This window comes from Vibrio fortis, assembly GCF_024347475.1.
In the GTDB taxonomy this organism is placed as follows: domain Bacteria; phylum Pseudomonadota; class Gammaproteobacteria; order Enterobacterales; family Vibrionaceae; genus Vibrio; species Vibrio fortis.
This window is the reverse complement of sequence record NZ_AP025487.1, coordinates 1688742-1713515: the sequence shown is the minus strand read 5'-3', so window position 1 is coordinate 1713515 and position 24774 is coordinate 1688742. Positions and strand designations below refer to the sequence as shown.

Sequence of the window (24774 nt, the reverse complement as noted above, 5' to 3'; positions counted from 1 at the left end):
ATTACAAAGTGATAATACAAAATTATATGGCTTTGTTAGGAGGTGTTGCTGCAGGCTTAGTATTGATGCCTTGCGCTATTGCCGCTCTTCCAGTTGAGGTAAGTGTAGTAAGCGAAGCAAAGGTCTCAACAGTCCCTTATTACTCTGAGTGGCCATCTTTAGAGAGTGCGATAAAAAAAGATCCTCAGATCGAAGCTCGTATTGCAGAAATCTTAAGTCGGATGACGCTCGGTGAGAAAGTCGGGCAGATGATCATGCCTGAATATCGACAAGTGACACCCTCAGAAGCGAAGCAATACAAAATCGGTTCCGTGCTTAATGGCGGTGGTGGTTGGCCGAATGAAGATAAATACGCAACCGCACAAGAGTGGGCGAAACAAGCAGACAGTTACTGGTTAGCACTGGATGAGGCCTATGCTGGTCGAGGATTCCGAATTCCATTTATGTGGGCGACAGATGCCGTTCATGGCCACAACAATGTGTATGGGGCTACTCTGTTTCCCCACAATATTGGACTTGGAGCAGCCAATAACCCTGACTTGCTTCGTCAGATTGGTGAAGTGACTGCTATAGAAGTCGCAGCGACAGGCATCGATTTAACCTTTGCACCTACAGTGGCGGTGCCAAGAGATTATCGTTGGGGACGAGTCTATGAGGGTTATTCAGAGTCTCCAGACATCACATACCAATACGCGCCCGCCATTGTGGAAGGGCTACAAGGTAACCAGCAACAGCTGCAAACCGAATCAAAGGTCATTGCTACCGTAAAGCACTGGCTCGGTGATGGTGGAACCCACCATGGTGTAGACCGAGGAGTGAATAACTCTACTGAAGATCAGTTACGTAATATTCATGCGCTTGGTTATTTTTCTGCCATTGAGGCCGGCGCACAAGTCGTCATGACGTCGTTTAATTCTTGGCAAGAAATTGATGGATACGACGACTCTGGCGATGACGAAAATCACAGCGGTAAACTGCATGGTAGTCGTTATCTTGTCACGGATATACTTAAAGAAAAGCTAGGATTTGATGGCATCGTGGTAACAGACTGGAATGGGCACGGGGAAGTAAAAGGGTGCACTAATGCTAACTGCCCACAAGCTGTTCTGGCGGGCAATGATCTGTTTATGGTAACCGACAATAAAGATTGGAAAGGCTTTTATCGCAATGTCATAAAGCAGGTGCGCAGTGGTGAAATCCCAATGTCTCGAATCGATGATGCGGTGACTCGAATACTGCGAGTAAAAATGAGAGCGGGGTTATGGTTTAAACCGAGGCCTTCTTATCGACTCTATGCGGGGGATGAATCTCTACTCGGCGCAGAGAAGCATCGTATGGTAGCAAGGCAAGCGGTCAGCGAATCGTTAGTGTTGCTCAAAAACAACAATCAAGTCTTACCGCTTAACTCAAACAATCAGACTTACCTTGTGGTCGGGAGCGCTTCAAATGATATGCAGAAGCAGACTGGTGGTTGGACGTTAACCTGGCAAGGAAATGAGAATCGACGTACAGATTACTTATACGGAGAGACGGTATTAGAGGCTTTCATAGAACACGTCGGGGAGAAAAGAGTATTTACCGACCCTGCGACCGCTCCGATGGATGCGATCGCGATAGTGGTTATGGGAGAAGATCCATACGCGGAGATGTTTGGTGATATTAAGCAGCACCAAAGCATCGCTTACTCAGAACTTAAAGCCAGTTACAAGCGGGATTTACGTTTGCTGGAACAATTAAAGCGACAAGGCTTTGAAGTGGTTACTCTGTTTTTCTCTGGTAGACCGTTATACATAACGCCGGAACTGAATTTGTCTGATGCCTTTGTCGCGGGTTGGCTTCCAGGAACCGAAGCAATCGGCATCACCGACGTGTTGTTTGGTGTGAATGGGAAAGATTTCACTGGACGATTGTCTTTTAGTTGGCCAAGTGACAAGTGCGTAAGTAATGTGAGCCGCCTAGAATCTCGCATACCCGATTATGCCGTTCCAGAAAACGAGCGCTCTCCTCAAGATAGCCCTCCGTTATTTGAATATGGTTATGGTTTGAATTATCAAAAGGCCAATCAACTCGATGAGATTGATATAGAGACGAAAAAGATTGGCTGCGGTACAGATATTCAAACGACTAAAGCAACACACAGTTTTGAGATTTTTGGACGACTCGCCAGTGACCAATTTGTTCCCAAAGTCAGTGGTCAAGTAACGCAGTGGAAAGGAACATTTATCTCTCGATCTAAAGTGACGGAGATAGGTACCGCGCATACCACGCCAATTAACTACAAACACCAACAAGATGCACTGTCTGTCAGCCTAGGGCAGTCACTACCTATGCAGTTTTATTTGCAAACACCCGATAAGAAGGGCGTAGATCTCACGGATTACTTATTCGCAGGATCTGATTTGGAGTTTGATATCGTAGTCTTTGGTTCGGTTCCTCAATCTCTAAAGCTCGCGAGTCATTGTGTATATCCATGCGGCGCTATTGCCTCGATAGGAAAAGAACTATCTAAAGCCTTATTGAACCGAGATGAACCATGGTTAACGGTTAAAGTCCCGCTGAGTTGCTTAGCTGAGAATGGCGTTGATTTTTCAGACTTGAATACACCATTTTTACTCTACACAGATGAACCATTCGATTTTGATATCGGTGAGGTACGTTATGTGCCAGAGCGCCTACAAACGGATGATCAAAGCGCGTTGACCTTGTCATGTCTTCTGTTTGATAAGATTAAATAACGAGGAAAACGTATCGCTGTATACGTATCAAAACTAAGTGCCAGAAATAACAAAGCCGCTCAATACAGAGCGGCTTATTATTTCTGGGTATGTGTCTGAGAATTACGTCAACATTAAACCTTGAAACGACTCATTAAGGTACTGACGCTATGGTTGAGCTGTTTAATTTCAACAGACTCGTTTACTTGGTTAACACTCAATTTATTGAGCTCGAGAACGATTTGATCGATCTCATGAACGCTCTTAGTGATGCTTTGTGTCACTGCATTCTGCTCGGCAGACGCGCTTGAGATATCACTATTAAAACGACGCACGATTTCCATTTTTTCACTCAGCTTAGACAGCATATCCACGGCCTGAACGACTTGATTACGTGTTTTCTCACAGTTCGACTTGGTTTGTTCAATCGACGTAACTAAGCCTTCAGACTGACCTTGAAGGTTAGACAGTGCTTTTTCGATTTCAGAAGTACTCTCTTGAGTGCGATTCGCCAAGGCTCGTACTTCATCTGCTACTACTGCGAAGCCACGACCATGTTCTCCTGCGCGTGCAGCCTCAATAGATGCATTAAGCGCCAGCAGGTTGGTTTGCTCTGCGATCCCGCCAATTACAGTAACGATAGATTGAATACTCTGCGATTCATTTGCCATCGCAATGATGTCGTTTGACGTGCTATCGACTTGTTCTTCGAGTGCGTTGATGTAGGACTCTGTTAGTACATTAATCTGTTTGGTCTCATCGCTAAATGTTGCCGCATTGTGGGCTGCTTCTGCGGCCGATTGAGAGTTCTTTTCCACTTCAACGGAAGCGTGAGAAAGACTATCAATGGCAGTGACCACTTGGCTGGTTTCATTGGTGTGAACTTGCAATACGCTATTGGTCTCTTGGCAGCAACCTTCGATACTGCCGACTTTGCCTTCAAGTACTACATTCTTCTGTTTGATATCGGTGATCATCGCTTGCAAGCCAGTGATGAAGATATTGATGTCACGAGCAATTTTACCTAGGTCATCATTGGTCTTTTCTTCTAGACGTTGGGTGAGGTCACCGTTGCCTTGTGACAGATCGTGGACAATGTTGCGTAGCGAAATGATAGGGTGGTACAGCATGTTGAGTAGAAGCGTCATTACAACAATTGAACCCAACACAGCGCCAACAATTAAGAGTTGAGCGTTAAAGACAACACTGTCGAGTGTTTTCATTGCAATTTTAGGGTCGATAACCGAAATCATATGCCACTGCGTAGAGTCACCAATGTTGACCACTTTTGCCATCAACATCATCTCTCTTTGATCAATAGTACCGCGAATGAACTGTTCTGGTTTGCTGGTGGCGACGGCGATCTGAGTTGACTGTGGCAGCGAGCCAAGGGTGCTTTGGGGCAAGATACTTTCGATAGTCGATGCGATCACCATACCGTCGTTGTCAACGATAAGGCCGCGTGCTTGGTAGATCTTTTCTAATTCTAAGAGCTTATCTTCAAGATCATCAAACCTTAAATCCGCCATCAATACACTATCTTTGAACGAGTACATCACGCCAACCATCGGTGTTTGAGTACTTTTGGTGAAAAACAGGTCACTTAATGATAGACCAGAGCGTGTTTTGGCTTGTTTGTACCAAGGTCGCGTAGTCGGGTTGTATTTCTCAGGAATACCGACTCCATTTGGGAAAGACTCAGAAGGGCGAGAGGTAAAAGAACGGCCGTCATCAAACCCAACCACCATCTTATCGATACCACCTAACTTGGCCGCATAGTGCATCAACGCCTGATTTGGTATGTCAAAGTTGGCAGCTCTCATCTCGGCAGCAGTTGCGTTGACGGCAGCAATAGTGCGCTCAACATCTTGTTCGATTTGATTAATTTCTACCGAAAGAGAGCGGTCGATCTCTTCGTAGATTCTTTCTTCGACTTGTTGTTTTGCGAGGTCAAATGAAAACCAGTTGGAAGCGAGTAGTGAAATCGTGGTCACTGCGGTGACCATGAGGATAAGTTTGCCTTTAAAACCTAGTGGAAATAACGTTTTTATACTTTTCATATTAGTTCACGCGAATAGACCAGTGAGTTGAGATATTGGTTCTGTTGTGCTGAAACGGTACAGCATAATTAACCAATTGGTTATGTTATTGTATTATTTTTAGCTTATGCAATCTGTGAGCAAAATTCATCTGTAAATTGAAATAATAGTCAAGTATGTGACTTAACTAGAATTTACAAAATGTCGAGATATCGCTCCCAACTACTGAACTTTATGCCACAAGTAGCAATACATTTGATCAATAAGTAAATCGGATTTTATTGACTTAGCTCTCTATTTTGGACTTGGGAACTAACCATTTATTCATATTAGTAATACAATAATGCTGATTAAGGGGTCTGGAGGCCTTATATGTTGTTATTAGGCTCCTTAGTTTTTGTTACTTTTGAATTGGCATTTTGCTGGATTCTAGAGGTTACAAATGAGTTATGTTCCCATATTTTCTGGACACAGCAGATGGCTCGAAAGAGCTTTGATTTAAGGAAATGTCAGTAATTACAAGGTGAACGTAGAATTCCGTGGGGGTATCGTTCGGCTTTCTGTCTATCCTTCTTTCTGCTTTTGTTCAGGCGGATTATCCGTTTAGCCCACGTTTCGTTCTCGAACGTGGGCTCTTTTATATGTATGACAAGGCTCTGGTTTTATCTGTAGTAATAACAATGGAATCGTAAAGACCCTACAGATGAACGAAAAAATGGCCTAATCCCTTTCTCTAAAAGGGTTGAACGCCTCAAATGACACTAAAAAATCGTTAGGATCGACCAATTCACAAAAATAATATTAATCTGCCATTAATCACACTTTTGACTTATTGTAGTACAATATGGTGGGTTTATAGCTATGATGTACAGGTCGAAACTAATTATAGAAAAACAAAAGGTCTATTAGAATGGAACTCAATACAGCTATTGTAGGCATCTATTTCTTATTTCTTATCGCGATAGGATGGATGTTCAGAACGTTTACTAGTACCACCAGTGATTACTTCCGTGGGGGCGGTAACATGCTCTGGTGGATGGTAGGTGCTACTGCATTTATGACGCAATTCTCTGCTTGGACTTTTACCGGTGCAGCGGGTAAGGCATATAACGATGGTTTCGCAGTAGCCGTCATCTTCTTAGCAAACGCATTTGGCTACTTCATGAACTTTGCATATTTTGCTCCAAAGTTCCGCCAACTTCGCGTTGTTACAGTAATTGAAGCTATTCGTATGCGCTTTGGTGCGGCGAATGAGCAAGTATTCACTTGGTCTTCAATGCCTAACTCTGTTGTATCAGCAGGTGTTTGGTTGAACGCACTAGCCATCATTGCTTCTGGTATCTTCGGATTCGACATGACCATGACGATCTGGATCACAGGTCTGGTTGTACTGGCCATGTCAGTAACAGGTGGTTCATGGGCGGTAATCGCGTCTGACTTCATGCAGATGGTTATCATCATGGCAGTAACTGTCACTTGTGCGGTTGTCGCTGTTGTTCAAGGCGGTGGTGTTGGTGAAATCGTCAATAACTTCCCAGTAGGCGACACAGGTTCTTTCGTAGCGGGTAACAACCTTAACTACCTAAGCATCTTCAGCATTTGGGCATTCTTCATCTTTGTTAAGCAATTCTCAATTACTAACAACATGCTTAACTCGTACCGTTACCTAGCGGCAAAAGACTCTAAGAATGCTAAAAAAGCAGCACTTCTTGCATGTGTGCTGATGCTTGGTGGTGTATTCATTTGGTTCATGCCTTCTTGGTTCATTGCTGGTCAAGGTGTAGACCTATCTGCAGCATACCCTGATGCAGGTTCTAAAGCGGGCGACTTCGCTTACCTATACTTTGTTCAAGAGTACATGCCTGCTGGTATGGTGGGTCTCCTTGTCGCGGCAATGTTTGCGGCAACAATGTCTTCAATGGACTCTGGTCTAAACCGTAACTCAGGTATCTTCGTTAAAAACTTCTACGAACCAGTTGTTCGTAAAGGCCAAGCTTCTGAGAAAGAGCTAGTAACAGTATCTAAGATTACTTCTACTGTATTTGGTATCGCAATCATCCTAATCGCACAGTTCATTAACTCCCTGAAAGGTCTGAGCTTGTTCGATACGATGATGTATGTGGGTGCTTTAATCGGCTTCCCAATGACAATCCCAGCATTCCTTGGCTTCTTCATTAAGAAGACTCCAGACTGGGCAGGTTGGGGTACGCTAATTGTTGGTGGTATCGTATCTTACATTGTTGGTTTTGTTATCAACGCAGAAATGGTGTCAGCAGCATTTGGTCTAGAAGAGCTAACTAAGCGTGAATGGTCTGATGTTAAGGTTGCGATTGGTCTAATCGGCCACATCACATTAACAGGTGGTTTCTTCGTCGCGTCTACGCTGTTCTACAAACCACTGCGTGAAGAGCGTCAAGCTGATGTCGACAAGTTCTTTAATAACTTAGAAACTCCTCTAGTGTCTGAATCTACAGCACAGAAGAAACTGGATAACAAGCAACGTCAAATGTTGGGTAAACTCATCGCAGTAGCAGGTGTTGGTGTCATGCTAATGGCTCTTCTACCTAACCCAATGTGGGGACGTATGGTGTTCATCCTGTGTGGTTCGATTGTAGGTGGTGTTGGTCTACTACTCGTTAAAGCGGTAGACGGCAGCGTCGAAGAGAACAAGTCTGTGACAGAGCAAACGTCATAATGGCTGAGTTTGATTAAAGGAAAAGCGGCTGATTGTTCAGCCGCTTTTTTGTATCTGACGTATTACTGTATTGGAGCGTTAAACTCATTCTCAGTAGAGTAGATGAAACACAGTATGTAGACGTATGAAAAAGCCCCTTGGTTTATTAACTAAGGGGCTTTTCTATAAGCATTGCTTTTTATTAGAAGGTGCAAGTAAGGCAGTACAAACGCGACCGATAAGTATTGTTTAATTAATGACTTAAGTGGTAAAGCTTACCAATGGTAATTGGTGCAGAAGGCGAAAGGCGCTTAGTTTGGGCCAAGAACAGTTCCGCAGTCGAGACAGCATCTATTAATGCATTGTGGTTATTGTATTCCGGTAGGCCGTAGCGTTCACGAGTTGAAGAGAGTGAAAAATCAAGGTCGTGAGCATTTCGTGCCTTAGCCATGTTTTTTTCGATGACCAATGTGTCTAACCAAATGATAGGGAGATCTGCGATTTGAAATTGGCTGTCGACGTAGTTGTCGATGAATACCTTTTCAACGCTACACGCATGAGCAATGACCACTTTACCAGCCGCAGCTTCAAAGAAGGTCGACATCGCACTCTGCAGCGAGACGCCTTTTTCAAGCATTTGCGGTGTGATGTGATTGATCACCGCCGTTTCAGGTACCACTGATGATTGGTCATTGATGTAGAGATGCGACGCCGATCTTAGGTCGATCTTTTGATCGATGACCTCAACCCAGCCCATAGATAAAATTAAGTCTTGCTCGACACTTAGCCCTGTTGTCTCCAGGTCAAGTACAATGTAATCGACCTGCTGAGATGTGGTGGCAAGCGTGCAATATGGCTCAAGTATAAGGTTGATAAGCTCTTGCGCCACGTTGTCGCGTTCAAGAAATTGTTCGCGTCGTTTATTTAGACGCATCAGAGGATGAAAGCGTTTAAAAACCAAGACTTACCCTCCAAACTTCACTTTTGCTGCGTCTTGTAACTCAGCAATGATTCTAAATGCATCTTTTAAGTGCTTACGTTCAAAACTACCAAAACTGTTGGGATTAATATGGTTGTTTGGTTCCCCGCCGTGCTTAAGTGCTTCAAGCTGATGGCTGAAGCGAAATGACAGAATGAAGCGATAGGCGTTGATGATGTTCTTATACGAATCTTCGCTCAGAGATCCTTTTTCAAATGCGGTTCTGAAGCGTTCGTCAGTCGCAGAGAGGTCACAAGAAACAGCCAAACCGTAGATACGAGCGAGGTCGATGATCAGGTTGATTGCGTATTTCTTAATGTTGAGCGTCTGCTTATTTTCACCGCTCTTTTCAAGAACAAGGCTGTTGAAGATACCTAGAGGCGGGTTGGTTGTTACTGCATCATTGACCAACATCGTTAAGAAACTTCGATTACTTTGAATGTTTTGGTGTAGCTCATCACGCAGAATCTTTTCGAAATCACTGTTGCCGTAAACTGAGCGAATTTCTAAGAAGACACTGATATTGAGTAAACGCTCATACTCTGGATTGTCAACCCACTTTTTATAGTACTGTTTCCATACTGAAAGTGGTTGGCACCATTTTGGTGTTGCGGCCATATACTTACCTGGACACAACGGGTAGTGACAGCTTTCCAAACCTTTTGTCACGATCATAGCGAGGTGCTTAAAGTAAATCTTGTCGTTTTCGGTTGCATCATCGGAAAGCACAATCGCGCTATCTTGATCTGACAGCATATGAACTTCATTTCGAGCGTGAGAGCCAGCCACAATCCATGAGAAATCGCAGGGTGGAGGACCAAGTTTATCGATAGCAATTTGAATCAATCGGCGAGTATAAGCATCCATAATCATGGTCATCACTTTGCCGACCACTTCTGGGCTCACTTTCCCTTCGACAAGAGCTTCAAAAATTGCCTGTCGCTCAGGAGTAAATTTCGCGAGTGACGAGACACTGCCTGCGTATTTGATCTTCTCGATTAGGAAAATCGCTTGAACACGGTGGTTTTGAACCAAGTGAGTGGTGGTCAGCAAGCCAACCACTTTGTTATCTTGTACTACAGGTAAGTTGCGAATATTGAACTGCATCATCATCGATGCAGCCTGCAGAACGAGATCATCCGGAGAGATGGTCAAAGGTGACAGTGTCATGACTTCAGAAATAGGGCGACAGGTGCTGACATCTTTCGCGATAACTCGTTTGGTCATATCGCGATCGGTGATAAGCCCAACAATTTCACCTGCTTCATAGACCACTGCGCAAGGTGAGCGTTGAATTAACATCTCTTTGGCGACGTCTTTAATCGGCTGGTTAGCGGTGACAACAGCCACACGACCGCTAGCAACATCTCCAACACGTCGAATGAACAAACCTTTTTCTTTGTTTGACCAAACGACATCTAATGCTGACTTGAGACGCACTTGTGCTTGCGATGCGAAATGTTCAGCCGATTCTGGGTGTTTAGTAAATAGTACTTTGAGTGCCGAATGAGGAACCAAGTAGATTAGCGAATTCTCAATCGCAATAGCTCGGTATATTTCACTGCTTTCTTGCTGCTGACCAAGGAAGGTGAAGCCAAATAAATCTTCAGGACCTAGTTTCGCTCTAAGCACGCCGTCTGATTTACGTTGTTCCAATGAACCTGTACGGACAATGTAGAGGGACTTTTCACCTCGATTGGCACATAGGTCTATTACTTCCCCTTTACCGACATAGCTTATCTGAATATGAGAGGCGAGCTCTCTTAGTGCCTCTTTTGGCACTTTGTCAAAGGGATCAATTTTATCAATAAACTGCAGTATGTTAGGTAAAAGGGTATCAGACATGGTTATTGCTCATTGAGATATATTTGTATGATTATATCGTGATTTCTAACATTCTAAAACTAGAATAATTAGTCAAGAGAATCTTTCTATAACACTATGTTTGAAAAGGAGCGAGTGTAATCCCGCTTCACGAAAATATGAGTTGTAGCTCTCGTTATCAGCTTTGTAGATTGTGAGATTTAAAGTGGTATTGTATGATTTAATTAATTAAGGATACTTCGAAGTACAAAGGTGGCTGTTGATGTTTAATGATCTAAAAGGCAAGCGCGTTCTGATTACGGGCTCTACATCTGGAATGGGACTTGCGACCGCTAGGTTTTTTGCACAATGTGGTGCAAAGGTGGGTTTAAATGGACGAAGCCCGAAGTCACCAGAGATTGAAACCATACTTGATGAATTGCGTGAAACGGGTGGTGAAGCGGAGTTTTTTCAAGCCAATTTGGTTGAATCAGCAGGCTGTGAAGCATTGGTTACTGCATTTACCGAGCGTTTTGGTGGCTTGGACGTGCTTATTAACAATGCTGGTGGGCTAGGGGGACGTGAAAACCTTGAAGACATTGACGATGCGTTCTTTGACCGAGTAATGGATCTGAATGCGCGCTCAGCCTTAATGATGACTAAGTATTCTATCCCTTATCTTCGTGCATCAGCCTTAGAGTCTGGTGAGACGGCATGTGTAATCAGTACCGGCTCTATTGCCGCTCGTGAAGGAGGCGGTGTAGGCGCAGGAATATACGCCGCGTCTAAAGCATGGTTACATGATATTCATCGCAACTGGGTCAAGGAGTTCACCAAAGACCGCATACGCTTCAACATTGTAGCGCCTGGCACAATTGATACCGCATTCCACGATGGCAAATCTGATGACCTAAAATCAACGATTGCGGGAACAATTCCGATGGGGCGTTTTGGGCGGATCGAAGAAGTCGCACCAAGTTTTGCGTTTTTCGCATCTCACGCTTGTGCTGGTTATATCACAGGTCAGATACTCGATGTAAACGGAGGTCAAATGGCACCATAGGTATTTATCTTTCTAATGTAAAAAATCTCAGAAGAGTCAGCATTATGCTGGCTTTTTTGATCCTATACGTTTGAGAAAATTGGTTAAATCAATAAAAGAAGTGATTGTAGTCACATTAATTTGTGTTATTTGTATGATAAGATGTGTCAATCATCTAAAGTCCGCACTAAAGCAAATCCAACAAGGAAGTTACTATGAACCTATTCTATGAAGCCGATGAGCACCCATGGGAACATATTGGCGAAGGACTCAAACGTAAAGTTGTATCACTGTCTAAAGACCTGATGGCTATCCATGTTTGCTTTGAAAAGGGGGCGGTGGGCGCTATTCACAATCACACCATTCAAGAGCAGATTGGCTATGTTGTAAAAGGAAGCTTTGAAGTAGAAGTGAATGGTATAAAACAAACCCTTAGAGCAGGTGATGCTTTCATGTCGCAACAACACCTTGAGAACGGTGCAAAATCCCTAGAGCATGACAGTGTGTTGCTGGACTTGGTAAACCCAAATTACTGACATATTGAAAATAGCAAAAAATCTAACTCCCCAATTCTCCAGCGCGATGATGTTTAGGCTAACGAAACGTCACCTCAAGTAGTCACTTAAACGAATATACATAGTTAGCCGTTCATTGTGTCTTTCTGGGTACGAAGTTTCGGCTGACTTAAGTTTTCTTCCTACTATTCCTCATACTCAGCTCCGATAAACTTTATGTGATCCAACTTCCTCCAAAAAAATTTGGAGACGTAATTGACAAGATTGATATTCCACATATGTCATATCTTATGTTCTCATTTTTAGCTTGTATACGAATTGAGTGGGGACATTTCATTTAGAGTACTTGATTCAGTTTGGACTTATGTCTTCCGGATTATTCATTCTAAATGCTTATATTTGTATGCTTTAATGTCTCAGTTTGATGTTGTTTAGATTCTGTTTATCTTTATTTATTTTGTCTTCATCTCTTGTAAATTGGCGCTTTTCGTCCCTTTTTCTTCTGTTTTTTCTCAATGATGTTTATTTATTTGTATGAATAAATGTTTATGTTGGGCGCAATATTAGCGTCGCTTCTGTGACTTATGTTTTAGTTTCGACTTAATCATCGTGGTTATTGTGAGAGAGCTCATTCTATCGGTATGCACTATTTGAAGCTTTGCCTTATTTGTCTAACAATAAGACTTAATCCAATTGCGTAACAAAAGAAGAGAAGGGAATATGAAAAATTCTAAAGTGGCTATTGCAGTGGTTACAACATTATTTGCCGGCATGGCATCGGCCGCGTCAATTGATTACCGTTACGAATATCGCGCTGCTACCGATTACACCTATGAAAAAGATGGAACAAGTGAAACGCGCCACGTCGACGCTCGCCACCAACATCGTGTGAAATTGGGTGACAGCTTTAAGCTTGATGATAAGTGGAAGCACTCGTCAAGCTTAGAAATCAAATTCCATACCGATGATTCTTACTACGATGCTGACTCTGGCAGTGTTAAGAATGCCAACAGTAAAAGTTTCTACAACGGTAACTGGTATATCTACAACATGGAGTTAGATAACACTGCGACTTACAAAGTAAACAGCAATTGGTATCTACAAATGGGTATGCCAATCGCGTGGGATTGGGATGAGCCAAACTACAATGATGGTGACTGGAAAATGAAAAAGGTCACTTTCAAACCTCAATTCCGTGTTGGCTACAAAGCGGACATGGGCCTAACCACCGCTATTCGCTACCGTCACGAGTACTCAGATTTCCGTAACCACACACGTTTTGGTGATACGGACAATGAAACTGGTGAGAAACTAGAATCTGCACAGAAATCTAAAATCACACTAACGGGTTCATACAAGGTTGAATCTCTACCTAAGTTGGGTCTGTCTTACGAAGCTAACTATGTGAAGTCTTTAGATAACGTACTTCTTTACGACAACAATGATTGGGAATGGGATGCGGGTATCAAGGTGAGCTACAAGTTTGGTTCATGGAAACCATTTGGCGAACTATGGTCATCAGACATTAGCTCTCGTTCAAGCGACCGTGAAGCGAAGTACCGTGTGGGTATTGCTTACTCATTCTAATACGTAAAGAGGCAATAGTTTTTGATTAGCTCCGCGTCGAGTGGGGCTATGTTTTTCTGTCATATCCTCAATACGGATGAGAAAAACCTTTTGTCTAAAAATAAATAAAAGTTATAACGAACAAGAGAGTTTATTATGCAGATTTCTAAAGTCGCAATGGCTGTCGCAGTTTCCACAGGTTTGCTTTTTGGCTGTAATAGTGATGGTTTACCTGTACCGACAGATCCAGTTGCTCCAGCTCCGGAATTAAAAATTACCAGCGGTTATTGGCAGTTAGGCACTGCGCCGTCAGCGACTAGCTTTTCAACAAGCAGCGCAGATCTTCCTAACGTTTATGTATTTAGTGAAGATGGCAATCACAAGTACTACGATGATGACGCGACACCTGGTACTTACGTCATCAAGGACGCATCAGCATCATCAAATGATTACGACGAAGATGCTGGCACCATTTCATTCATGCTCTACGATAGTGGCACATCAATGGAGGTGTCAGGTGAATTCACGCTGACAGAAGCATCAGGTGATACACCTGCGTCAATGACATTTGTTGATGAAGACAAAGGGGTAGACCTATCAGGTTCTGACGAAACGGATACAGAGTCAGTAAAAGACGCCGTTGTTGAAGCAAATGAAGACAGCGGAATCAACAATGTCGTTCAAATCCTAGATACGAACTTTGGCGGCACAAAAAATGACGTAGGTGAACTACGCCTAAAACTGTCTGAATCTGCAACAGTTTCTAGCATTTCATCAGGTAAACTTTCAGTAGACCTTATCTACCAAGTCGATTCTGACACTAACGAAGAAGCAAACGATAGCGGCAATAACGCGTACATTTCTCTATATGGTGCAGGCACTTCAAACACGAACCTACATGGCGAAGTGATCTTCAATGCTGGTGAGATTTTCTATCGCTCTACAGTGACTAGTGGCGGTAAACCACAAATCTCTGAAGAGCCAGTGGGTACTTATGAATTAGGTGAAGACCTTGCTGTTGAAGTGAGTTGGGCAAATGGTTACTACACATTTACTGTGAATGATACAGTTTATGACAACAGTGGTAATGGTTTTGAATCATTCGATAAATCAGCAGTAACCGTTATTTCATTGAAGTTGGGTGATACATCAAATACCACTCACTATGAGCTGATTGCTGATAACTTCATGGTGTACTCAAACGACGAATCAGACGACCAAGTTGTATTTGAGGATAACTTTGACAGCTATGCAAATGGCGCAACGTTAGGTGGTTCAGATCCTTACAATAACAATAGTGCTGAAGCGACCGTTGTTACTGAAGGTGACGCACCTACTGACCCAACCGATCCTGAGCCAGAGCCGGGTGAGGTAACGGATGATTTTGATAGCTACACTGCGGGTGCTCGTATTGATGCTGCGAACAGTGTTTATGCAATCAAAGGCGACAAAGACGGCGATGACGAAACAACGATTGTAGCTGAAGTGAGCACGGAACAAGCTAGCTCAGGTGATAATTCACTACTGTTGCATGACAATTCAGGACTAGGTAAGCCAGTAGTGTCGCGTACTTTTAAGGAAGGTGCGGAGTCAGGTTCGGTTTCTACTAAAGTTTATGTTCCTGCAGATGGCTATGTTAAATCAACATACCTCTACTTAGGCGATTCGAACTCGGGGTCATCAAGCAGCCGATTCACGGAGCTGGTATTTGGTAGCTCAGCGGTTAAATTCAGAAACGAGAGTGGTAGCCAGAAGGACCTAGCAAGCTACTCGCAAGATACCTGGGTAGATGTAACGGTAGCATGGGAGCCAAATTCAGACAGCTCTGGTTATGACGTGACAATCACACTTGACGGTCAGGATTACACATCATACCAAGATGGTGATGTCACTTATCCTTTGGTTGCTGAAAATGCTTCTGAATCTGCGCCAACATTATTCGCCCTTTATGTGGGGGATAATGGCTCTAGCGGTACTTACAGCTACTTCGACGACTTAGATTCTGAATTATTCTAAATCATAAATCATTTAGTTTTAAAGAGGCCATTTAGGCCTCTTTTTTTGGTTTTTACCGACCAATTCAACGTCACTTAAGCCTATCTTGAAAGCAAAAACAGAACACAAAACAAGAAGATTTGGCCTGCAAATTTGCCTCAACAAGACTCTGATCTCATTTATTTATGATTCGATGTTGATGTATAAGAGCCCGATCTCATTTATGACTTTTTAGGGGTATTTGTATTACTTTATTATGTTTATACTTGTGTCATTAGCGTGAAGGACATAGCTAATACGGTACATGGAACGTAGCCTAGTGCTTGAGTTTCATATCAATAGGGTATCTTGTCCTCGTCTTATAATACAAATAATTCAAACTTAAGCATTAAAGGTGAAAGGTCTAATGAAAAGTATCTATCTAAAAAGCTTGCTTGCTTCTTCGATTGTTCTAGCCGTTGGTTGTGCGAGTACTTCAGCACCTGTAGTAGAGCAGTTTCCAAACAACAAAGAAACTGGTGAGCCGCTTCTAACGCCTGTAGCGGTTACAGCGAGTAGCCACGACGGTAATACACCTAGTCAACTTATTGATGGCAACATTATGACGCGTTGGGCTGCAAACGGTAATGGTGAACATGCAACGTTGGATTACGGTTCAGTTCACGAGTTTGATGCAGTTCAAGCGTCGTTTAGTAAAGGTAACGAGCGTGTGACTTCGTTTGACATTCAAATGAGTGAAGATGGCGAGAACTGGGTGACTGTACTTAAAGATCAGAAGAGTTCTGGCCGCGCACTGGGCTTGGAGCGTTTTCAATTTGAGCCTGCTGTAAAAGCGCGTTATGTACGTTACGTAGGTTACGGTAATACTAAGAACCAATGGAACTCAGTAACTGAGCTTGCGGCTGTGAACTGTGGTATCAACGCATGTCCTTCAACTCACCTAATTACTGATGCTGTTGTAGCTGCAGAAGCAGATATGATCGCGCAAATGAAAGCTGAGCAGAAAGCACAGAAAGAGCTTCTGAAGAAAAACCGTAAAGGGGATTTCGGTGCGCCACTAGTACGCCCATGCGAAACAACGGTTGAGTGTGACCTTTCACAACCTATGCCAACACCAACGCTGCCTGCAACTCTACTAGCCACTAATGCACCGGGTGAGAATTTCGACCTAACTCGTTGGAAACTGACAACACCTTATGATCATGATGGTGATGGTCGTGCAGATGACATCGATGAGTGGGATCTAGCTCATGGCTTCCAGAATGAAGATATTTTCTACACAGCAGAAGATGGCGGCATGGTATTTAAAACTTACGTGAAAGGCTCACGTACGTCTAAGAATACCAAATACGCTCGTACTGAATTCCGTTCAATGTTGCGTGCGGGTGAGAAGTCTCACAAAACTAAAGGTGTGAACCCGAATAACTGGGTATTCAGTTCTGCTCCGATTGAAGATCAACAAGCGGCTGGTGGTGTTGATGGCACACTAAAAGCAACATTGAAGATTGATCACGCAACAACAACGGGTCAATCTCATGAAGTCGGTCGTTTCATCATTGGTCAAATTCACGACAAAGATGACGAGCCAATCCGTCTTTACTACCGTAAGCTTCCAGATCAAGCAACGGGTACTGTTTACTTTGCTCACGAAAAAACCAAGACGGGCACAGAAGACTACTATAACCTAGTTGGTGACATGACGGGTGAAATCGGCGAAGACGGTATCGCACTAGGCGAGATGTTCAGCTACGAGATCGATGTTAAAGGCAACATCATGACAGTAACCCTAACACGTGAAGGCAAAGAAGACGCCGTTCAAGTAGTTGATATGAGCGACAGTGGTTACGATGAAGGTGGTCGTTACATGTACTTCAAAGCGGGTGTTTACAACCAAAACATGTACGGTGAGCCAGATGATTACGTACAAGCGACGTTCTACAAACTAGACGCAACGTACGGTGAGTTCCAAGGTTAATTAACCTTTAAATTCCCTAAGTAAGATACTTAAGCCAGTAGCATTCGCTGCTGGCTTTTTCGTGTGCGTATAGATTTATCAATGGCGTACGAACTTTTCGATTACATACAAAAAAGCCACAGAACTCTATAAAGAGTCTATGGCTTGGTTTGTGGTTATCTAGTGGTAGGCTTAATGGGCTTTTTACTCATGGAAAAGGGGAAGTTACTCCTCGTGTTCTGTCAAAATTTCACTGAAGCTGACATCAAAGATCTCGCCACGGTATTTATCATCAGGTTTGAATTGAGGGTAGATACCGGCTTTAAAGTAAAAGGCGATGTCATCGCTTGCCCAGTCACTGCTTAATGTGACGGTGTCTCCATTCATGTCTGTGTAGTTCGCTCCCCAGTCAATTTGGTGAGAAACAAGGTTACTGCCATTAACGTCCGTGGTTGCTAGAAACAATCCATCCTGCGTTGCTCGAATAATGTAGCGCCAATCTTCATTCGCTGAGTATTGGCCTAAGGTTACGCTGAATGGTTCGCAGGAATCACAGTCTTGATTATTGCGTTCAAAGCTATCGTTAAGAATCACTCGTACTGGTTTATCGTCGCCTTCCCAAAGTAATTTAACTAGCGCTTGGCTGATCTTCCAACCATGGATTTGACCTAGCACGACCTTAGGGCGCTGTTCACTAAAATCAATATTCGGATATTCATCGATTCTAAGTTGAGCTTCTAACGTGTGACTCTTCGCATTAGTACGCGCGTCATTAAGGTACCAACTGGTATCCTCATCGCTGGTACTGCAATCTGGGGATTCAGTGCTAATGTAAAGTTCTCTTAGCTCTGAGCGAATATAGCTAGAATTTGTGGTTGAAGTGCCGTAACCCATGTCAGCTCGAAGGTGCATCTCACCGTCAATGACATTGAAGTAGGACAATCCTAAGTCGTTGTCATAAACATTACTGTCGTTCGACAATACATCTTTACTTGAATTACACCGCTCGGGTTCAAGCTCTGCAGCACTGGTTCCGCCACTGCCATACCAATCATCTTTGCTAGGTGGAATGGTGATCTTCCAATCATCTATGTTCCACTTCGCCGAAGTATCAGTATTCTCCTTTTCGTAGGTGAGTTGACTAAACTTGGCTTCACCTTCTCCATTTTCGAATTGGTTATAGATACCGGCTTTAAAATAGCTCAAAAGATGTGACCAGTAGGATATATCTATTTGCGCTTTGGACTCGTCGTTGACTTCGATGGACAGCGTGTTTTCAAATATAGATATTTCAAAACGGGTAAAGTCATCTAGGTTCGCTGCACCTAAATCATATCGGTCATAAGAGTCATTACATCCTGCGGCATTTGAATTTGAACTGCAGTCTAACGCATTATTTTTGAGAACCGCCCAATAGTGTCCTGTTAGGCCGTTTCGCTCTTGCTCCCAAACAATACGAACCAGCGGGTGAGGGATGTAACCTGTTCCATCAGAGCTAGTACCTTTATTGTGGATCTGCAAAAACGTGACTTCATCATGGTCTGCAGGTGAGTTAGCCATTGCGAGGTCGATGTCAGGTAGCTTAACTTCTGCGTAGAAAGTGCGTTTAACGCCAGTTTCGCTGACATCAAAGTTCTCTAGCTCTCGAACTTCAGAACGCATCTTGTAGTTCGACATCTTGAATACAAGGTGCTCAGTTTCCTCCTCGGCATAGAAGTACTCACTTTGATACCCCTCAAATGCGCCACCTTTGACTTCAGAGGTTTTGTTGCCTTCACTGCCATTCGGATCCGATACCTGTAGATCAGAGTTGTCGAGTATGGCTTGGTATTTACCAATGCTATAGGGCGCAACAGTTTTACTGATTGGGTCTGTTGGATCGGTTGGTTGATTGGGCTCGCTAGGAGATGAGGAGGAAGAGCTACCACCACAACCTGCTAAGAGCACAGTTATAACGGCTGCTGTGATTGGTTTTAATTTGATCATACTGATTATTCTTATTATGGAAAAAACCAATAATTACATTTGTATTATTTTAACTCAAATGAGCTGTTTTGGTTTTGTGACTCAATGTGAGTCTATTTTCTTCTTCCATAGCGTACTTTGGTTAAATTGCGGTCGAACAGTCAGATATCGATGAATAGTTGCTTTTTCATAAGCTTATTAAAGAGATATGCCGGAGCGATTTTGATAGATTAAGAACATTCGATCCCCGTAGCGAGACACCATGAAAATCCTTCACACGTCAGATTGGCATCTTGGCCAAAATTTCTATAACAAGAGTCGTAAAAACGAACACCAACAGTTTTTAGATTGGTTGCTTCAACAAGTTGACGAACAAAGTGTTGACGCCATCATCGTAGCGGGGGACATCTTTGATACCAGTACACCGCCAAGCTACGCACGTGAGATGTACAATAAATTTGTGGTGGATTGCAGCAAGTTAAGTTGCCAATTGGTGATGTTGGGCGGAAATCACGATTCAGTTTCAGTATTAAAAGAGACGCAACAACTACTGAAATACATGGGTACAGACGTAATCCCAAACACCAATGAAGATTATGCAAGTCAAGTGCTTCCGCTGAAAGGCAAGTCGGGACACGTTGAAGCCTTGGTATGCGCGATTCCATTTATCCGCCCTCGTGATGTCCTGACCAGTCAAGCTGGTGTTTCTGGTGTGGATCGTCAAAAACAACTAGGTGATGCAATCAAGCACCACTATGCGAGTGTATATCAAGCTGCTGTTGCTGAGCGAGAGAACTACGAGAATTCGACTGACATTCCTATTATTGCAACGGGACACTTAACTGCGATGGGCGTGCAGCAGTCTGATTCCGTGCGTGATATTTACGTTGGTAATCTAGATGGTTTTGCTGCGGATGGCTTTCCACCAGCGGACTATATTGCGCTTGGCCATATTCACAGACCACAAGTGGTGGCTAAACAAGAACATATTCGCTATTGCGGTTCGCCAATCCCTCTTAGTTTTGATGAGCTTAAGTCTACAAAGCAGGTATGTATTGTTGAATTTGAACAAGGCAAACGCACAATTTCTCAGCTTAACGTGCCGACATTTCAACCTCTTGCTGAAATCAAAGGTGACCTAAGCAGCATTGAGACTCAACTCAATCAGTATATTGGATTAGACGCTGACCAGAGTGTGTGGTTGTCGATAGAAGTACAAGCGCAAGATTACCTATCTGATCTTCAAGAGCGTATCTCTCGATTGACCCAAGATCTCAATGTAGAAGTTCTGCAATTAAGAAGAGCGCGAGAAAAGCGAAATCAGACATTGAATCAAGAGTCTGCAGAGACGCTATCAGAACTTAGCCCAATGGAAGTGTTTGAAAAGCGTATCGCACTTGAAGACTTCGAAAGCGATACTGAAAAAGCGCGCTTAGAACGTATGACAGTGACATTTAAACAAGTGATGACCGAAGTGACAGACGGAGAGGCTGAATAATCCGCTATGAAAATTTTATCATTAGAATTTGAAAACCTAAACTCACTCAAAGGTCGCTGGAAGCTAGATTTTACTCAATCTCCGTTCGCTGAAAATGGTTTGTTCGCGATCACCGGGCCAACGGGGGCAGGTAAAACCACGATTTTGGATGCGATCTGTTTGGCTTTATTCCACCGAACGCCTCGTCTAAAAAGTATTGCGAAAGGCAACAACGAGATCATGACCCGCGGCACGGGTGAGTGTTTTGCTGAGATCGAGTTTGAAGTGAAGGGTAAAACTTACCGTTCTAACTTCCACCAAAAACGCGCTCGTAACAAACACGATGGCGCACTGCAAACACCGACCTGTGAATTTTCGGATGCCGACACCAATAAAGTGCTTGAAACTCAACTGAGCAAAAAGATTAAGCTGGTGGAATCAACAACAGGTCTCGATTTTTCACGCTTTACTAAGTCTATTCTGCTTTCACAGGGTGAATTCGCTGCATTCTTGAATGCTAATGCTAACGACCGAGCAGAGCTGCTTGAGGAACTTACCGGTACAGAGATCTACAGTTTGATCTCTGAGCGCATTTACGAGCATTACAAATCCAGTGAAGAAGGGCTAAACCAACTCAAAGCGAAAGCTGAAGGCGTTAACCTTCTAACGGCTGAACAAGTCGAAGAGCTTTCTCAAAACAAAACAAACTTAGAGGTCGGATTAAAGCAGTTCGACCAAGAGCTGAAAAGCTGGTCAGAACATTTGGCTTGGTGGCGAGAGCTCAATAAAGCCAAGCTATCTCTTGAGAACAGTGAAAGTGAGCTCAAATCTGCACAAGCGGAGATGGAAGCCAACAGTCAATCGCTGGAACAGTTAGCGAAAAGTGAACCTGCTGAAAAACTGCGTCCACTGCATAAAGAGCGTAATCGCGTTCAACAAGAAGTGACGGCGTTAACTGCTCAATTGGCGGATGCAAACAAGCAGCTTGAAGTAGGCAATCAAAAGAAGCTTGAAACGGAAGCGGCGTTAAACACACAAGCAGAGACAACAAACCAACTTCGCAAAGAGCAAGCGGATCTTATCGCTACTATCGAAAAAGTACGTCCACTTGATCAGCAAATTGCTTTGCTTAATGAAAAACGAACAACGCTGCAGCAATCTCAGTCAGCACTCAAGGCAGAACAAGAGACTAAACAGTCTTTGATTCAAAGCGCTGCCAAGTCGCTTGAAGAGTTAAAGCACACAGAGAAAACATTGGCCGAGTACTTATCGGCCAATGAAAGCAGCAAATCTCTTGACCGTTATTTAGGGCAGTGGCAAACCAATGTTGCTCAGATCCGAACACTCGAACAACAGCAAACGGATCAGCAAAAGCGCGTAGAGCGTCTTTCTAATGAAATCAGTGCCCAACAGCAACAAGCTCAACAATTAACTCAAGAGCAACAAAAGAACACTCAAGAGTTATCAGCACTGAAGACAGCAGAGCAAACTGCCAAAGTAATATGGGAGCAATCTCAGCAGGCACATGGTGAAGAACAGTTAAATGGCTTAAAACAAGCTCTTGAAGCGTGGAACCGACAAACTCATGCATTAACGGATATTCAACGTCGTTACTTGATGGCGACCGAACAGCTCCAAGCTAAACGTGTTGATTTACACAACAAAACCAATGAAAACACTGAGCTGACAAAGCAACGTGAAGTCTTGGTGGAGCGTTACAAAGAGAAAGAGCAGTCGCTAGAGCGTTTGAAGGCCTTGATTGCTCAAGAGGGTGAACTCGCTAAGTATCGCGCAATGTTAGCGCCGGGCTCTGAATGTCCATTGTGTGGCTCAACGGATCACTCAGTTGAACAATCTCAAGATATGAATGCGTTACTTCAGCAACAAAACCAAGAGTCTGAAGCGTTGGCGTTGGTTAAAAAAGAGGGGCAGGATCTTCGCCAGAAATTAGACTCTCTGAGCCCGATTTTGAGCCACCTTGAAGGTGAGATTAAGAACTTAACCACGGATGCAGAGCAAGCTAAGCAATCTTGGTCGGCACTGGTTGAAAAGCTTACTCAAATCGGTGAAGAGAATTCCGACAACCAGACTCAAATGATGGAGTGGGTTGTTACTCATGATCAGATTGCCGACAAAGATGTTGTCGCGATATTTGTTGACCGTTGTGAGCAGGAACTGAATCAAGTTACTCAGCGCCAACAGCAGCAAGCGCAAGCGAAAGTCGACTACCAGTCCGCAGAGAAGCAGCGTATTAATATGGAATTAGCGTTGAAAGACGCGCTCAATAAGGTCGAAGCACTGTCTACACGCGTTGCGGATTTGCAAAAACAGCGCGTTGATGCACAAGAGCAGGCAGATCAATTAAAACAGACTCAATCATCACAATGGGTGGCATTACAAAATAGTATTTCTGAGACAGGCAACAGTGCACCTGAGTTGGAACACATTGATCAATGGCTAGAATCGAAGAGTTCGGCGTCGCAAGAGTGGCAAACCAATTATCAACAAAAAGCCGAACTGGATAAAACATTGATTGCCCAACAAGAGAAGCATCAGTCTTTGGCTGCGTCATTAGCTGAACAAACGAATAAGCTTACACAGCTTGAGAAAGACCTGGCTTTGACTTCGGATGATCTTGCTAAGATCCAGCAGGAGCGTCAGGTACTATTTGGCGATAAGCAAATTCAACAGCAAGAGCAGTTAATGAATGCGCGATTGGAAGAGTCGTCAAAACAGCTTGAAACCTTGAAAGGCGTATTTAACCAATGCGAGCTAACGCTGCGTGAATGGCAAACCAAACAGTCAGCGTTCATGCACGAGCTTGATGCTAAGCAAGTCGAGCTAACTCAAGCAAATGAATCTTGGATTGCGTCGCTTACGGCAAGTCCTTTTGAAACAGAAGGTGAATTTGAGCAAGCACTATTGGATGAGCAGGTGCGAATTGGTCTTGTTGAACTCAAACAAAAGCTCGATAACGCAATAGTGAGCAGCTCTGCAAAGCTCAAAGCTGCGAAGCAAAGTGTCGAAGAGTTGCTTGAAAACGCAAATGCAGAGCAATGGCAACAGATTGAAATTGAAGAAGTAGAGCAACAAGTCGCTGATTGCCAACAACAGCAACAAGCGACCGCTAGTCAAATCGGTGCCATTAACGCAAATCTCGAAATGGACAGGAAGAACCGAGAGAACCAACAGCACTTGTTTAAAGAGATTGATGAGAAGCAACAAGCGTTTGATGATATCTCGCAGCTGAATTCATTGATTGGTTCAAAGAACGGCGACAAGTTTAGGAAGTTTGCACAAGGACTAACCCTTGAAAACCTTGTTTATCTTGCCAACAAACAGTTGCAACGCCTACATGGTCGCTATGAGTTAAAGCGTAAAGCGGAAGATGGGCTAGAGCTGCAAGTGTTAGATACGTGGCAGGGTGATGTGGTTCGCGACACCAAAACACTCTCTGGGGGCGAAAGCTTTTTGGTGAGTCTGGCTTTGGCATTAGCGCTGTCTGATTTGGTGAGCCATAAAACCAGTATTGATTCGCTGTTCCTCGATGAAGGCTTCGGTACTCTTGACAGCGACACATTAGATATTGCCCTAAACGCGCTCGATAACTTGAATGCATCTGGCAAGATGATAGGTGTGATCAGTCACGTCGAGGCACTAAAAGAGCGAGTGCCAGTCCAGCTTAAAATCACAAAACATTCTGGTTTGGGTGTTAGTGAGATGAGTAAAGAGTTTAAAGTCGCCTAAACCTAAACCGTGACTATTACCAACTAACAAGTACAAAGGGGCAGTGAATCTGCCCCTTTTTTCGGTTGTTGGCTTTGTCATTCCATCAGCATTTCGAACCCTTAGCTGTTTTGACGCGTATAGTCTCTATCATCCTTAAGTTAGAGAAACACGATGCGAAAGAAACGCGACCTTCCCACTAAACTCTGTCCAGTGTGTTTTCGCCCATTCACGTGGCGCAAGAAGTGGCAAAAGTGTTGGGACGAGGTGCAATATTGCTCAGAACGTTGTCGCCGAAACAAAGGCAGTATCCACAAGCAGTAAG

General features: G+C 43.6%; 14 protein-coding genes. 10 read left to right on the top strand and 4 right to left on the bottom strand.

Annotation, left to right across the window (positions count from 1 at the left end; all coding sequences use genetic code 11):
* Nucleotides 1-8: 8 nt before the first annotated feature.
* Nucleotides 9-2735 carry a glycoside hydrolase family 3 protein gene (locus OCV50_RS07350; protein WP_390905070.1) on the top strand — a complete coding sequence of 909 codons (2727 nt, stop codon included), beginning with the start codon at nucleotides 9-11 and terminating at the stop codon, nucleotides 2733-2735.
* Nucleotides 2736-2848: 113 nt separating this feature from the next.
* On the opposite strand, the gene OCV50_RS07345 is transcribed toward OCV50_RS07350, so the two are convergent.
* A complete protein-coding gene (locus tag OCV50_RS07345; RefSeq protein WP_315974642.1) occupies nucleotides 2849-4720 on the bottom strand; it encodes a methyl-accepting chemotaxis protein in 1872 nt (623 codons plus the stop codon).
* 943 nt (nucleotides 4721-5663) lie between these two features.
* On the opposite strand from OCV50_RS07345, the gene OCV50_RS07340 reads away from it, so the two are divergent.
* Nucleotides 5664-7448 (top strand): sodium:solute symporter family transporter, encoded by a 1785-nt coding sequence (locus OCV50_RS07340; protein ID WP_261902619.1) that lies wholly within the window; start codon nucleotides 5664-5666, stop codon nucleotides 7446-7448.
* 232 nt (nucleotides 7449-7680) lie between these two features.
* On the opposite strand, the gene OCV50_RS07335 is transcribed toward OCV50_RS07340, so the two are convergent.
* Both OCV50_RS07335 and OCV50_RS07330 read right to left on the bottom strand, forming a co-directional pair.
* Nucleotides 7681-8361, bottom strand: coding sequence for a 3'-5' exonuclease (locus OCV50_RS07335; protein ID WP_239840998.1), 681 nt, complete (start codon nucleotides 8359-8361; stop codon nucleotides 7681-7683).
* A 30-nt stretch (nucleotides 8362-8391) separates the two neighbouring features.
* Nucleotides 8392-10251 (bottom strand): DUF294 nucleotidyltransferase-like domain-containing protein, encoded by a 1860-nt coding sequence (locus OCV50_RS07330; protein WP_261902618.1) that lies wholly within the window; start codon nucleotides 10249-10251, stop codon nucleotides 8392-8394.
* Between the two features lie 241 nt (nucleotides 10252-10492).
* Here OCV50_RS07330 and OCV50_RS07325 point away from each other — a divergent pair, with 241 nt between their 5' ends.
* From OCV50_RS07325 to OCV50_RS07305, 5 genes are all read left to right on the top strand, one after another.
* Nucleotides 10493-11272, top strand: a complete 780-nt coding sequence (locus OCV50_RS07325; RefSeq protein WP_261902617.1) for an SDR family NAD(P)-dependent oxidoreductase — start codon at nucleotides 10493-10495, stop codon at nucleotides 11270-11272.
* A 194-nt stretch (nucleotides 11273-11466) separates the two neighbouring features.
* Entirely contained in the window at nucleotides 11467-11787 is a 321-nt protein-coding gene (locus OCV50_RS07320; protein WP_239840934.1) for a cupin domain-containing protein, read from the top strand.
* 699 nt (nucleotides 11788-12486) lie between these two features.
* Nucleotides 12487-13353 carry an oligogalacturonate-specific porin KdgM family protein gene (locus OCV50_RS07315; protein WP_239840933.1) on the top strand — a complete coding sequence of 289 codons (867 nt, stop codon included), beginning with the start codon at nucleotides 12487-12489 and terminating at the stop codon, nucleotides 13351-13353.
* 135 nt (nucleotides 13354-13488) lie between these two features.
* Entirely contained in the window at nucleotides 13489-15348 is a 1860-nt protein-coding gene (locus OCV50_RS07310) for a hypothetical protein (protein ID WP_261902616.1), read from the top strand.
* Between the two features lie 385 nt (nucleotides 15349-15733).
* On the top strand, nucleotides 15734-17302 hold the full coding sequence (locus OCV50_RS07305; protein WP_261902615.1) for a polysaccharide lyase family 7 protein: 1569 nt from the start codon (nucleotides 15734-15736) through the stop codon (nucleotides 17300-17302).
* A gap of 204 nt (nucleotides 17303-17506) precedes the next feature.
* On the opposite strand, the gene OCV50_RS07300 is transcribed toward OCV50_RS07305, so the two are convergent.
* Entirely contained in the window at nucleotides 17507-19267 is a 1761-nt protein-coding gene (locus tag OCV50_RS07300) for a polysaccharide lyase family 7 protein (protein ID WP_261902614.1), read from the bottom strand.
* 241 nt (nucleotides 19268-19508) lie between these two features.
* Between OCV50_RS07300 and sbcD the strand changes: the two genes are divergently transcribed.
* From sbcD to OCV50_RS07285, 3 genes are all read left to right on the top strand, one after another.
* On the top strand, nucleotides 19509-20744 hold the full coding sequence (gene sbcD / locus OCV50_RS07295; RefSeq protein WP_261902613.1) for an exonuclease subunit SbcD: 1236 nt from the start codon (nucleotides 19509-19511) through the stop codon (nucleotides 20742-20744).
* 6 nt (nucleotides 20745-20750) lie between these two features.
* Nucleotides 20751-24470, top strand: coding sequence for an SbcC/MukB-like Walker B domain-containing protein (locus OCV50_RS07290; protein WP_261902612.1), 3720 nt, complete (start codon nucleotides 20751-20753; stop codon nucleotides 24468-24470).
* 153 nt (nucleotides 24471-24623) lie between these two features.
* On the top strand, nucleotides 24624-24773 hold the full coding sequence (locus OCV50_RS07285) for a DUF2256 domain-containing protein (RefSeq protein ID WP_261902611.1): 150 nt from the start codon (nucleotides 24624-24626) through the stop codon (nucleotides 24771-24773).
* The last annotated feature ends 1 nt before the right edge of the window (nucleotide 24774 follow it).

Bases quoted from the DNA above. Each gene is read 5' to 3' on its own strand.
- OCV50_RS07285 (WP_261902611.1), top strand. From the start codon at position 24,624: ATGCGAAAGAAACGCGACCTTCCCACTAAACTCTGTCCAGTGTGTTTT.
- OCV50_RS07305 (WP_261902615.1), top strand. From the start codon at position 15,734: ATGAAAAGTATCTATCTAAAAAGCTTGCTTGCTTCTTCGATTGTTCTA.
- sbcD (WP_261902613.1), top strand. From the start codon at position 19,509: ATGAAAATCCTTCACACGTCAGATTGGCATCTTGGCCAAAATTTCTAT.
- OCV50_RS07325 (WP_261902617.1), top strand. From the start codon at position 10,493: ATGTTTAATGATCTAAAAGGCAAGCGCGTTCTGATTACGGGCTCTACA.
- OCV50_RS07300 (WP_261902614.1), bottom strand. From the start codon at position 19,267: ATGATCAAATTAAAACCAATCACAGCAGCCGTTATAACTGTGCTCTTA.
- OCV50_RS07330 (WP_261902618.1), bottom strand. From the start codon at position 10,251: ATGTCTGATACCCTTTTACCTAACATACTGCAGTTTATTGATAAAATT.
- OCV50_RS07315 (WP_239840933.1), top strand. From the start codon at position 12,487: ATGAAAAATTCTAAAGTGGCTATTGCAGTGGTTACAACATTATTTGCC.
- OCV50_RS07340 (WP_261902619.1), top strand. From the start codon at position 5,664: ATGGAACTCAATACAGCTATTGTAGGCATCTATTTCTTATTTCTTATC.
- OCV50_RS07320 (WP_239840934.1), top strand. From the start codon at position 11,467: ATGAACCTATTCTATGAAGCCGATGAGCACCCATGGGAACATATTGGC.
- OCV50_RS07290 (WP_261902612.1), top strand. From the start codon at position 20,751: ATGAAAATTTTATCATTAGAATTTGAAAACCTAAACTCACTCAAAGGT.
- OCV50_RS07335 (WP_239840998.1), bottom strand. From the start codon at position 8,361: ATGCGTCTAAATAAACGACGCGAACAATTTCTTGAACGCGACAACGTG.
- OCV50_RS07345 (WP_315974642.1), bottom strand. From the start codon at position 4,720: ATGGTCACCGCAGTGACCACGATTTCACTACTCGCTTCCAACTGGTTT.
- OCV50_RS07310 (WP_261902616.1), top strand. From the start codon at position 13,489: ATGCAGATTTCTAAAGTCGCAATGGCTGTCGCAGTTTCCACAGGTTTG.